Genomic DNA, 13,493 nt, shown 5'->3' with positions numbered 1-13,493 from the left:
GAGAAATATAACCGCAATGTATATCCAGTTTCGTGAGGTTAATCCTTTTGATGTGTGGATTTGGCTGAGGTTCAGCACGATTCCTTCGGCGCGTGAAAGGCAATATGTAGAAGAGGTTTTTAATTCCTGGTTTTATTTAGGTAAATTGGGTGCTTTTAACGCCGAAAATCTTCAGGTGCAAGATACAGGACTGGATATTAGCTACATGAATTATGACGAGCAAGGTTATGACAAAAGCTTGCTGGCGCTGATGCATAATATGGGTGAGTTCGAGTATGAAGGGGAGTGGGGACGCTGCTGGTTTGATTTAGGAACCAGTGATGCGATCGCCTTAGATATCTTAATTAATGCTCTCACTCAGCTTAGTGAAGAATATGTCACTATTGAGGAATTATATATCGGTGGCGAAAACGAAGATTGGCCCATAGAGGAGAACGAAAACAACTCTTACTCTATGTACGATAATTAGTGACTTAAGTTACAAAAATGAGCAAAGCAGGAGAAATTCGGGTAATAGCCTTGGGATTAATTCGTGATGGTGAACGCATCTTTGTTTCCGAAGGCTACGATCCCGCCAAGCAATCTACATTTTACCGAGCTTTAGGAGGTGGAGTAGATTTTGGCGAAACCAGCCTAATTGCCCTACAAAGGGAATTTCAAGAAGAAATTCAAGCAGAATTAACCAATATTCGCTATTTAGGCTGTATAGAGAACCTATTTATATTTAATGGCAGGCAAGGACACGAAATTATTCAACTTTATCAATGTGATTTTGCCGATTCTAAATTTTATCAATTAGAGAGCCTCATCTTTTCTGAGTCCCCAAACCATAAACATCGGGCACTTTGGATTAATATCGAGCGGTTCAAATCAGGCGAATTAACCCTGGTACCGACGGAATTTTTCAATTATTTATAAGATTGCTCTAGTTTTTAGTAGAGTCCGCACAATATAGCTTGGATAATATAAATCAATTGACGTTTAAATCTTGTAGAGACGCGATTTATCGCGTCTCCATAACCGTAAAATCCTGACGAAAAATTTTTAACCGAACCATGTTGAGAGGAAGCAGGGTTGCAAAGAGACAAACACTTTATGCCCAATTTCTGATGGGTGCTTGTAGCTATCAATATGCTTGATATTGCAATAGTTAGCAACTCCCAATACTTGTCGGTTAAGGGGAAAAGGAGAAGGGTAAAAGGGGCAAGAAAAAACCTTTAACCCTTACCCTTTCACCTTTTCCCCAAACCAAATTCCGAGTTGAAAATCCTTAACCGAGCAGTATTGTAGCAACTCCAGTTACTACAAAGAACTTCTGAGAATACAGAATTAATTTGCGGAAATGTCTATTGCATATAGGAAGAGAACTGTGCTAATGTCTGCAACTTACTTTTATTGTTTAGCTCGTATTAAACATCTAATATGATGTTGAAGCTAGAATTTAACTTTTCGCCTGAGACTTTAATTAAAATTAAACCCAGTTTTAAAGAGAATTATTAGAAGTATCATCAGAGCTTATATGAGGCTGTACTGGGTAAAATTTGATTTTCTAGTTATTTAGATAAATTTTTTATATAGTTTTGTAACATAAATAACAATTTGCTGGATATTGATACCCTTAAAATCAAATTTCTTAGAGTATAATCCTAGCGAAATCTGGCTAGAGTCAGAGTAAAACCGCGCTTATACAAACAAAAGTACATCTCAGGATACTGTGCATTTTCCTAACTCGGATTTAAATTTAATATATAAGATTGGTATGTGGAATATAAGGAATTAATAACTTTTCGCTATACCATCTTTATAATTTCTTTGTTATTTTGTATTTAACTGGACAGTTCTGCAGCAGGTGGTGCGTTTAAATATCTATTAGTTGCACCATAGGCAGTAAATTCTCAAACATATTTAATTGGTTGACCTAGGCTAATTTATATTGACAAGTGCAATGTAAATTGCCTAAATCTAGATGCGAGTTAGATTGCAAATTGGTAAATAGTTCATTTCTAGCAAAAAGCTTACTTAAGACTATGATTAAAACTGCAAACCAACCTATTGTTTTCTCCGCTTTTATTAGCCCTCTTAGCGAAAAAGACAATCCTCAATTTGATTTATTACAACCATTACGCCAATGGCTTGACAATCTCGAAATTCAAAATCGGAAAGTTGCAAAATTTATTGCCAAACTCATCCCTGCACAATGCCCCTTTGAGCGCGATATCATGCTGTTTGGACGCAAAATCGCCCATATTCCCCCAATGTGCAAGCTTAATCCCCTTTACGATCAATTTGTTGGCTTGCGTTTTCGCGCACTATGCTATTTAGTAGATAAATGTGGAGAGGATATCCAATCCTACTGCTGAATAAAATTAGATCAAGTGCGGCATGGAAATTAAAATTGAGCATCAACCCAGTCAAGAACGCCTCGAACAGTTGGGTGTCAAAAAATGGGGAATTTGGCAAAAAGAAGTTTCAAAATTCCCTTGGACTTATGATTCTCAAGAAACTTGCTACTTTTTGGCAGGAGATGTAATTGTTACGCCAGATGGTGGACAGCCAGTGCAAATGGGTAAAGGTGATTTAGTAGTCTTCCCGGCCGGAATGTCCTGTACATGGGAAATCACCAGTGACGTGAAAAAACATTATTCCTTTGATTAATCAAAATAGAACTTGATCCCCAATATATTCTCATCTTATTGGGAAAGTAAATATCTAATATCTCAATTCTCATTTAAATTGTATGGGGGTTCGCAACGATTGTTATAGGATAAAGTTGCAGAATCTGTAAATTGCTTATATCCATATCTTTCAAAATTCGTTGCAACTCCATCACCAAGACAATATTCGTAAAAATAAATGGTTTCATTACCGCTAAATTTGGCAGAGAGTTCCTTCCAAATAGGTGGCTGATAGCCAAATATATAGTTATAGAACTTTGTAGCCTCAGCTTTATCGTAATTATAGCTGCCTGGGTATTGGAAAAAATCGCCGTTGAAGTTTAAGGTTATATACTTTGCTTGACTTTTAACAAAAGTGATAGAAAAATCACTTTTAGGAAACTGCTTAAATAGCTGTCGGAAACTTTTGGGAGCATAAGTATAAGTAACTTGCTCACCATTAGTTTTTTTGGTAATGTAACGTCCAAAATAGCGCTCAATAGTTTGAGGTGTTTGATTTAACACATAGCGTCCCGCCAAAGCTGGAGGTGCGATCGCACTATTGACTAGTATCAATCCCACAGTCAACCCAGTCAAACCTAGCCAAACATCACGAGATTTCATAGTTCTTACCTCCACCTCACAGCCTGGGAGTTCATAATCGTGTTAGTGGGAGGCTGATTAATAAAGATGCTATTTCATAGCACAATGTTTCTTCCCACCGCAATTATTGAATAGGAAATTGACTAAAAATGTTACTACATTTAAGTACCTGGCCTGAGGTTGAAGCTTATCTACAGCAATCTAGAGGGCTGATTTTTCCGATAGGTTCCACAGAACAGCATGGCCCCACCGGCTTAATTGGTACTGATGCTATTTGTGCAGAAGCGATCGCCCGTGGTGTGGGTGAAGCAACTCAAGCAATGGTAGGCCCTACAATCAATGTTGGTATGGCGCTACATCATACCGCTTTTCCCGGTACTATAAGTCTGCGTCCCAGCACCCTAATTCAGGTAGTGCGAGATTATATAACTTGTTTAGTCAAAGCAGGTTTTACCAAGTTCTACTTTATCAACGGACATGGCGGTAACATTGCCACCCTCAAAGCAGCCTTCTCAGAAACTTACGCCCACCTAGAAGATTTACAGATTGCCAATGCCCAACGGGTACAATGCCAAGTAGGTAATTGGTTTATGTGCAGTTCCGTCTATAAACTTGCCAAAGAATTATACGGCAATCAAGAAGGTTCCCATGCTACCCCTAGCGAAGTAGCCGTTACTCAATATGTTTATCCAGAAGCAATTAAGCAAGCACCCCTCTCCCCAGAAGTAGCCTCGGGACATAGAATTTATAGTGCAGCCGACTTTCGATTACATTACCCCGATGGACGCATGGGTTCAAATCCCGCCCTAGCCACCCCAGAACATGGTAAGCAATTTTATGAATTAGCCGTCAAAGAACTCAGCAACAACTATTTAGAATTTTTAAACGCAGAATAAAACTCACAGGAATTTTAGATTTTGCGGAAAGTTGCGTGCGGGGGTTCCCCCCGTTGAGCAAACTTTTCAAGACGGATTTTGGATTGATTAGATTAGTACTTATACCAAATCCGCTTAAATAACCCATTTTTTATCGAACCGCATTCGCGTAGCGTCTCGCAGAGAAGACACAAAGAACGCAAAGAAAAGAGGAGTAATACCAATTTAAATAATGTTTGCGGCAGATCAATTCTTTGTAGGGGCACGGCATCCACAATCTTTTGGTATATCAAATTATCTTACTGGTGCCGTGCCCTTACCAACCCATCTGTCGCGTTCTTTTTTCAAAATGGTATAAGAAGATAAAGGGGTAAAGAAGCCGGATTTGGTATTACGCAAAATTCACAGAATTACGTCATTACAAGCGTAGCGACGTAATCGCCTAAAATTATGGGATTGCTTCCCTACAATACCTTCCGATCGCAATGACAAATTTTGCTTGCGTAAATCCTGTAGATTTCAATACAGTCCATAAAATCAATCGAAAAAACCCAAAAAATTAGTAACTCAAAAAACCGAAGACTAATTTTGGAGGGGGTTTGGGGGACGCAACCGTCACCCAATCGGGGGTTTGGGGGAGAATCCCCCAATCTTTGGCTTTTTAAACAAATAACAAATCGATACTTTAACCTATAAAGCTAAAGTTATCAGCAGCGAGGTTATTTGCAGTAATCCCCAACAATGAAGCTAACTCTAAGCTTCCCTTTTTAACTAAAGTATCACCACCCTGTTGCAACAGCGTCAGTTCACTGAACTGATTTACACCAATCCCACCAATACCAATCACATCAACTCCTGGGGTAAAGTCCGTGACAATATTCTTGCTAGTAGGAAGGCTAGCATTTGCAATCCAAAACTGATCCCCACCAGCACCACCAGTCAGGCGATTACCACCTCCAGAACCAGCAAATAACACATCATCACCATCACCACCTACTAGAGTGTCATTGGTATTAGAGAAGAGTTTGTCATCACCAGAACCACCATACAGTCGGTTATTATTCCCCTTACTCGTGAGAGTATCATTACCAGAACCACCGAAGAGAACTTGACGAGAACCTTCAACTACTTGCAGATTATCAGCCCCAGCAGCCCCAAATAAATTATTGCTACCGCTAGCTTCTACTACAGTCAGTTCATCGTTACCCGCACCACCATCAACATTAGTATTTTTCGCAGGGCCATTAGCACCCACAAAGACTTGATCATTACCATCGCCTGTTGAGATAGAAGAATTGCTACCTGCAATTACTGTGTCATCACCGTTACCTGTAAACACAGTGCTACCATTGATAGGTTCTACAATATCTGCGCCATCACCTGTGAATATCGGCTGACTACTACCTGTATTGATAGTCAATCCCCCCGCAGCATTGGCGATTTGCTGACGACTAGTTGCGGTAGCACTCCAATTACCATCAATTGGGGTAATGGTAATATTTCTGGCTAAGAATCTACCCCCTTCCGATGATAAATCTCCTGTACCTGTATTGCTGGAAGCCCCTAAAGCTAGACCAGGAACACCCGGTTGAATTTCCGCAACCTGTAAACCCAAACTGCTGGCTTGGTCAAATTTGGTAACTGCAACCCCTGTAATTGTGCTGAATTTAGCAATATCAGGATTATAAGCTGGAATATTGATATTTAACCCTACTCCTTTCGGGAGTAAATCTGCATTACTACCTTGACTGGCTTGGAGTTTGTTAATTGCATCAACAACCAACCTAGCACCGATTTCGTAAGCTTTCTCTGTACTGGATTTATCGCCTGTTTGTAACCCAGCTAAATCTATTCCAGCACTAACTGCGATCGCAGGAATACCATTTTGTAATGCAGCAACCGCAGCGCTAAGTGTACCAGAAGAAATGGCATCTAAACCAATGTTTTCACCTTCGTTAATACCGGAGATAACTAAATCGGGTTTAGCAATCTTCTCTTTGTTGGGGAAGATATAATCAAGTCCCGCCCAAGTGGTGACAACTGGAGTACCATCGACATACCATTTATTTTTGCTGGTATCAAATTCTGTAACTTCAGTATTTTGGAAAATTTTGTTGGTGTTGATGGAAGTACCTTTTCCGCTTTGCTGGTCTTTGGGTGCGACTAAAATAACGTTATGACCAGCAGCGGTTAAAGCTTTGTAGATAACATCAATACCCTTTGCTTGATAACCATCATCATTCACCAAAAGAATATTTAATGGCTTACTAGCAGGTTTAATTTCATCCGTTAAACCAGGGACTGCTAGGTTAAGACGAGAACTCAGTGCTTGACGTTGGTCTGGAGTTGTACCCCAATCACCATCAAAAGGAGTTACTGTCACCTTACCTGCTAAGAATTGTTCACCTTCTGAGAATGGTTTGGGTGTAGTTCCAGCAGGTAAGGTATTTTGGGTATAAAGTATACCTTGACCTGTGCCAAAGTTAGGCGGTAACTCCCCAAATTTGAAATCAAAACTACCTGCACTGTCAAACTCTGTAAAGGCTACTCCTTGAATTTTGTCAGTTGCAGGGATATTGACGTTTAAACCAATGCCTTTGGGTAATATAGCCGGGTTATTACCTTGTTTTGCTTGTAATTGGGCAATTAAATCAACAACGTAATTAGCTCCAACTTCGTAGGCTTTATCAGTACTGGGGTAACCTGCGCTACGTTCATCTAATTTAACACCCGCACTGACTGCGATCGCAGGTACGCCACGATTTAATGCGGAAACTGCGGCGCTAAGAGTACCGGAAATGATCCCTTCTAAACCGAGGTTTTCCCCTTCGTTAATCCCAGAAATAACTAAATCTGGGGGATTATCTTTTAAAATGTAATCGATTCCCGCCCAGGTAGTTACAACAGGTTTGCCATCGACATACCATTTATTTGGTTCATAATTGACAACTTCTAATTGTTTGCCAAATTTATCGGTATCCAGGGCTGTACCTTGACCGCTTTGCTGTTGTTTAGGTGCAATTAATGTTACTTTATGACCAGCCGCAACTAATTTGTTGTAGAGGACATTAATTCCCTTCGCCTGATAACCATCATCATTGACTAAGAGGATATTCAGGGATGTTTTGGGTTTAGTAACTGCAATGTTATTAGGTAGTTCCAAAAGTCCCAATCTTTCCGCCGGAGTCTTACCAGTAACGTTGAAATCGTTGTCATTAATTAACGCCAACGTATTGGGTGCAACTAAAGCTAAACCCTCTAATTTTTCAACTCCGGTGTAACCTAACTGTGCAGCATTGGCGATTAAGCTTTTGCTGACGGGCGTAATTTTAGCTGTGGCTAATTCTGCAGCAGTTAGTTGTTCAATGGTCTTACCACTGGGCAATGTAAAGTTAGCAGGATTATTAATGTTTGTCGCCCCTGATAAATTAATTTGGTAGATGAGTTTATTGCCAGCAGATGTACCATTATCATCGCGTTCTACAACTGCAAATTTACCGTTACTTAAAGAAACTGCATCACCAATTTTATCTGTGGCTGGTAGACCTTCCAGAAGATATAAATACTCCCCTGTTACTTGTTTGCTGTTGATATCAAATTCTAAAATTCTCAGGTTACGAGAAGCTTTAGAAACTGTGTCACTACCATTATCAGGATTATCAATTGGGCTTTGAATAAAAGCGTACAACTTAGAACCTTCCAAAGCCACAGCTTCAAATCCGCGATTGTTGCGGCGTTGGGCGTAAACTTCTGGGAATATCTCAGTTCCAAAAGTACCCGTAGGTTGGTCTGGATTAGGTGCGGTTGCAGTTCCTTTGGGGATAAATCTCTCAATTAATTTACCCTGACTATCAAAATGGTAAATTGCAGGACGGTATTCATCTACCATCCAATAATCACCATTTTCCGCAACCACAATTCCTTCTAAATCTGCACCTAATGGGTCATTAGGTAGAGGCTTATTATCTAAATCAACGCCAATTTCATCAGTATAAGCTGTACCATTCGCCCCAGCTTGTAAATTTGGTAATCCGGTTAATGGGGTTTTCCCATCTTGGCGAAATAAGCCAGTACGGTTAGTAATTTTAATTTCGCCTGTGGTGCGGTTGAGTTCAAAACTGACAATTTCTGGCTGGAAGTTGGGTAGGTAAAATGGTCGATTTGCACCCACAGGTTCACCATTGGGGCCTCTGTCTGTGTGGGTAACAAATCGCAGGTTACCATTAGGTGCTGTTCCTAGGAAATACAACCCAGAAAAACCACCCAACAAAATATCTTCACCTTTGGAAGTTGTGCCTAATTTGGGTAGGTTTTTAAAGTCGTAAATAGTGAGTTTGGGTTGAGCAATAGGATTGCGCGGATCGTAACTAGTGGTGTCAATATTTAAAGGATTAGAGAAAGCGTTAGCGATATTTTCCCAAGGTACTAATTTAAAATTAGAGTTGATATTCTCTATTTCATCGCCATCGCTAACTAATTTTGCCGGTTCATTATTTCCATCTTGGGTGACAAATAAACCTTTGGGGAAGTTAGGGCCAAGGGGTACATTAATTACATCTGCACCATCTGATTCTTGTACGCTATCAATTGCGCCATTGTTACCAACCGCAAAGTTACCTAAATAATCATTATTGCCTTCACGAGTATAAGCAACAAAAGTATTATCGCCTTGGCTGGATGCTAATAAATAGCCTGTACCATTCTTACCGTAGTAGATAGTTAATCCTTCCACATCATCGGTAAGGTATTTACCACCCAAGCCTTTAACTTGATCAATTAATTTCCCAGTTGTACCGCCATTGGGTTCGGCTTGAAATTTCCAAATACCGACATCTTCTTGTCCAATGTAAAGGAATCCAGTTTCTTGGTCTACTACCATTCCCTCTGTTTGTGCAGAACGTTCGCTATCAGAGGAGGATGGAATAGTAAACTCTCGGACTCGTTCCGCGCCAATTTTGCCATTACCTTGATCAATTAGTTTAAACTGGGCGATATCTCCAGTTTCCCGGCGACTAGTAAAGACGTAGTAATCATTGGTGATGGGACTGCGATATAAAGCGAGTCCGTAGGAACTGCGAGAAGATGAAGAATAAGGCGCAAGAAAGGGTAGTGTTTGGAAAATTGTGCCAATACTGCTGTCGGTAATATTTTCCAGGTATTTACCGGGAGTGCTGGGATTGGGGTTAATCTTGAATATTGCTAGTTTATCGTTACCGCGGTCGCTCGCTACGGCAATATCGATTTTTTCATTACCTAATTTAAAACCATATTGCAAATCAATGTTGTTGTAGCGAATACCGCCAGGGTTGACTTTCTGCAACAGTTTACCAGACAAGTCATACACCCGCAGTCCAGCGTTTTTGACTGAGGTGAGAACTAAGCTCTCAGCCGCATTGTTAGCATTAATATAGATAGCTGGGTCATCAGCATCAGCACGTTGGTCTGTCGGTAATGTGTCATCATCCAATAAATCAGGACGAGTTTCGACTCTTGGCGCTGCGGTAGTAACTACATCTGCACCTAAAGTCAAAATTTGCGTATATTGGGTAGTACCAAAATTATTATCGCTGACTAAAACAATCGATTGGCGACCATCAGCTAATTTCGGCCCAAAGGCTATACCCTCAATATTATCTGTACCAGTAATTGGATGATTGGGGTCTGTTGGTAAATTCAGGTCATTTAAATTCAACAGTAGTCGCTTTTGCGTTGGTTGAATCGCAGCTAATTGACTGGTGCTTAAACTACTGAGTGAGTCGATACTACTGATATCCGTTGCATCTTGTAGAGAAATTTCATAGATTTTAATTGTGTTCCCTACACCCTGTGCAAAAGAACGTTCTAACGCCAGTAATGTACCGCGATTATCAATTGCTAATAAATCCACCAAGCCGTTATCACTAGCACCTGTGGTTGGGTTGGGGGTGACGGATGGGTCTGTAACATAGAGATATTCTTTTTCTGGCTGTCCCGTTACCAAATTGTATTGTAAAATTCGCGATCGGCTACCAGTTGTGGTGGAAACCCTTGGCCCATCTTGAAATAAAGCGTTTTCTGTGGCGGTGAATAAAGTTTTTTGGTCGGGTGTGATGGTGAGACTTTCAAAAGCCAAATTATTGTAAACCCCTGCAGTTTGGGTATCGCCAGCATCCACAACACCGTTATTGTTAGTATCCTGAACAACTGGTAAAAACTTTTTGGGGACAGCTAAACTGCGAACTTCTTGCCCCGTAGTCAGGGAAAATTCTTTAATAAAGGGATTGGTAACACGACCTGCGCTAGGATTTACCTCACCTTCTGAGGAAATAAAGACCGTACCATTGTTAGTTAACGCGATTCCTTCCGGGTCAAGGCTATTGAGTGCAAAGAAATTACCGTTAGCATCTTTTAGCGGCGTAACATTAGTAAAAGTCGCCCCAGTTGTAGCAATTTTCGCCGGGTCAGTAGTAAAAGTATAAAAGCGGGCGGGTGCAAATTGAGAGCGATCGTCAGAAATTGCGTAAAATTGTTTTTGATCTGCATCATAAGCGACCCCAGACAACCCACCCAATGGAGTTTGTACCCCATTTACCGTTCCCGCCACACCAGAGGGAATAAAGCCTGTAGGTAAAATAGTTTGTCCTAAAAATCCCACTTCAGGAATCGTTTTTCCTGGTGTTGTTGGCCCTGCTTGCACATCTGCATATACTAAACGATGGTCGGAACTGGGGAACCCACCGGGAAGACTGGCGTTAAAAGTACCTACTAAGGGAAAATTGGGGTCAGTATTTAACGGCCAAAACACTGCGGAATTGGTAATAGTCAAATCAGCCGATGGTAATACATAGTCAGTCCGCAAATTACCGGGTGCAGTATCAGCAAAGTCTGCGGTATCAAAATTAGCATTGCCTTTTTGGTTGACATTTGCACCACCCTGTAATGCTGCTTGTTGTGGTGCGCCGGGACTGGTGGGGATGAAATTATTATTGATACCAGGATTCTGTAATAGTTGGCGAATAGCATTATCAAAACTATCACCATCTACAGGGTCAGCGTTTTGGTCGCCCATAATTACAAACCGCGAACCAGCTGCAATCCCGCCTTTTTTACCTGCATCATCATAAATGTAATCACTCTTACCTGGGGTGATATAATCTGCCCAAAAGCGAATCTCATCATGATTGCGCTTACCGTTGCGGTCTTCGGTTCCATCAAAGGTTGGCGGTGTAGGATGACTTACCAAAACGTGAATTGTCTCACCATTAACTTTAATTGGTACATCCCAATGACTTTTAGAAGAAAGCCGTAAAACATTTTGTTCCTCTGGAGAATACCAAGGAGTATTAGAATTAGGTGTTGAGATTGTAGATAGCAAAGAATCTGGCATATCCTTCCACAGAAAATTTTGGAAGGTGCGAACATTAGCGGTATCAATAGGGTATTTAGAAAGTAGCAACATCCCAAACTGACCAGGGAAATTACCAAATCCCAAAGCATCATCACCATATCCAGTTGCACCTGGTGTAGTGACAACCTGACCGTTATTATTTAAGTCGAACCCCGAAGCAATTCCTGTATTACTGGGAGCAATATAAAAGTAAGGATAGTTAACAGGAGTTGCACCTTTTTGGCTGACAGCAAGATAATTTTGCTGGAATAATTGCACCGCCTGTAGGGGATTTCCTTGGACGTAATCGAACTCGTTGACTAATAATATATCTGGATTGTTGCGTTGAATAATTTCTGCAACTGTTTTTGCTTGAGCATTATTAGGTGTAGATAAATCAGTAATTAACTGACCATCAGCATTACGATTGAGGGAAGCGTTGAATTGAGAAAAGCGGATTGCGTTGGTAGTTACCATAGATTAGCTTGCAAGTAGGTAAATTTTGCTTGAGAGAATTAAGAGAGATTATTTAAAGTTAAAAATCATCAACAATGCTTAAATTAAATTTAAAATTAGAGCCTCATAATCAGTTATGAGTTTCGCTGATGCCAACATGAATTAGCCTCATGGCAAGAACTAGAGCATGAGCATTTAGAAATACATATTATTGGTGTTTATTTCAGTAGTTCAAGTTATCCTAGTAACGTTAAGAAATAGCTAGCGATAGGTTAAAAGATAAGAATTAGATACCATTTGGAAAAAAGAATGCGACAGATGGGTAGGTAGGGGCACGGCACCAATAAGATATTTGATATGCCCAAAGATTGTGGATGCCGTGCCCCTACGAATAATTTATCTGCTGCAAACATTATTTGAATTGGTATTAAATTACAGCAGATTATGTAATTTCTGATTAGATACTAGAAATAAACAGTAGTGTAAACTACCTTACATAATTGAATATCAATTCTATAAATTGCTTCTATATTCAAAACATTAATTGTTGCCAAATTGGCAACATATATTAGCAGCGATCAATTTCAATTCTTTTATAAAACTCTCTAAATCCTTAGTGAGTATTTATGCATACTCACTAAATTACCACATTCTTGAGATGAATAACACCCCAAAAAGTCAGCGTCAAAAAACTGCTTTGATTACCGGAGCCGCTAGTGGCATTGGTTACCAATTAGCATACATTTTTGGTCGGAATAATTACAATTTGGTGTTAGTAGATAAGAACGAACAAAAACTTACAGAAATTGCTGCAGACTTTACTCAAAAATTCAACATTGTTGTCAAAAATTTTGCAAAAGACTTATCGATCCCAACATCTCCCACAGAAATTTTTGCAGATTTACAACAATCATCTATTAAAGTTGATGTGTTGGTGAACAATGCAGGCTTTGGTACTTATGGAGTCTTTGCAGAAACAGACCTCACTACTGAACTAGATATGCTACAGGTCAATATAGTGAGTCTCACTCATTTAACAAAATTGTTCCTCAAAGATATGGTAGAGCAAGGCTATGGCAAAATTTTAAATGTTGCCTCTGTTGCTGCTTTTCAACCAGGGCCTTTGATGGCGGTTTATTTTGCAACTAAAGCCTATGTTTTATCATTTTCGGAAGCGATCGCACAGGAATTAGAAGGTACAGGTGTGAGTGTGACTGTACTTTGTCCCGGCCCCACAGCAACGGAATTTCAAAAAACTGCTGCAATGGAAGACTCAAAAATTGCCAGTGTGAATCGGATGATGAATACAGAAAAAGTTGCCAAAATTGGTTATCGTAGTTTAATGGCAAATAAAACAGTTGTGATTCCTGGCTTAAGAAATAGAATCCTCACTGAAAGTGTAAGGTTTACGCCAAGAAACCTGGTGACAAAAGTTGTAAAAAGTATGCACGAATTGAAGAATAGATAATCAAAATCACAAGTAGGATGCGTTATAACGCATCCTCGCTTAATTATTGACAGTTAACTCTCAAAATGAGA

At 40.0% G+C, this 13,493-nt stretch carries 8 protein-coding genes; 6 read left to right on the top strand and 2 right to left on the bottom strand.

What is annotated here, in order from left to right:
- The first annotated feature begins 16 nt into the window (after positions 1-16).
- The 4 genes from HGR01_RS01410 to HGR01_RS01395 all read left to right on the top strand — a co-directional run bounded on the left by HGR01_RS01410 (position 17) and on the right by HGR01_RS01395 (position 2,655).
- Positions 17-469 carry a DUF3531 family protein gene (locus tag HGR01_RS01410; protein WP_045869963.1) on the top strand — a complete coding sequence of 151 codons (453 nt, stop codon included), beginning with the start codon at positions 17-19 and terminating at the stop codon, positions 467-469.
- Between the two features lie 17 nt (positions 470-486).
- Complete coding sequence (locus HGR01_RS01405) at positions 487-918, top strand: NUDIX hydrolase (protein ID WP_045869962.1); 432 nt, start codon at positions 487-489, stop codon at positions 916-918.
- Positions 919-2,027: 1,109 nt separating this feature from the next.
- Positions 2,028-2,360 (top strand): Mo-dependent nitrogenase C-terminal domain-containing protein, encoded by a 333-nt coding sequence (locus HGR01_RS01400; RefSeq protein WP_045869961.1) that lies wholly within the window; start codon positions 2,028-2,030, stop codon positions 2,358-2,360.
- Positions 2,361-2,382: 22 nt separating this feature from the next.
- Positions 2,383-2,655, top strand: a complete 273-nt coding sequence (locus tag HGR01_RS01395) for a cupin domain-containing protein (protein ID WP_045869960.1) — start codon at positions 2,383-2,385, stop codon at positions 2,653-2,655.
- Between the two features lie 62 nt (positions 2,656-2,717).
- Here HGR01_RS01395 and HGR01_RS01390 read toward each other — a convergent pair whose 3' ends face one another.
- A complete protein-coding gene (locus HGR01_RS01390) occupies positions 2,718-3,278 on the bottom strand; it encodes a hypothetical protein (RefSeq protein ID WP_045869959.1) in 561 nt (186 codons plus the stop codon).
- Positions 3,279-3,406: 128 nt separating this feature from the next.
- Between HGR01_RS01390 and HGR01_RS01385 the strand changes: the two genes are divergently transcribed.
- Positions 3,407-4,153, top strand: a complete 747-nt coding sequence (locus tag HGR01_RS01385; protein ID WP_045869958.1) for a creatininase family protein — start codon at positions 3,407-3,409, stop codon at positions 4,151-4,153.
- 664 nt (positions 4,154-4,817) lie between these two features.
- Here the strand turns inward: HGR01_RS01385 and surE are convergent.
- The gene (gene surE / locus HGR01_RS01380) at positions 4,818-11,975 is read right to left on the bottom strand and encodes a 5'/3'-nucleotidase SurE (protein ID WP_081583984.1); all 7,158 of its coding nucleotides are present in this window, start codon (positions 11,973-11,975) and stop codon (positions 4,818-4,820) included.
- Between the two features lie 637 nt (positions 11,976-12,612).
- On the opposite strand from surE, the gene HGR01_RS01375 reads away from it, so the two are divergent.
- A complete protein-coding gene (locus HGR01_RS01375) occupies positions 12,613-13,422 on the top strand; it encodes an SDR family NAD(P)-dependent oxidoreductase (RefSeq protein ID WP_045869957.1) in 810 nt (269 codons plus the stop codon).
- Positions 13,423-13,493 lie beyond the last annotated feature (71 nt).

The sequence above is a fragment of the Tolypothrix sp. PCC 7712 genome, assembly GCF_025860405.1.
GTDB classification, from domain to species: domain Bacteria; phylum Cyanobacteriota; class Cyanobacteriia; order Cyanobacteriales; family Nostocaceae; genus Aulosira; species Aulosira diplosiphon.
Note: the sequence above shows the minus strand (reverse complement) of the source record. Positions and strands in the feature narration are given on the sequence as shown.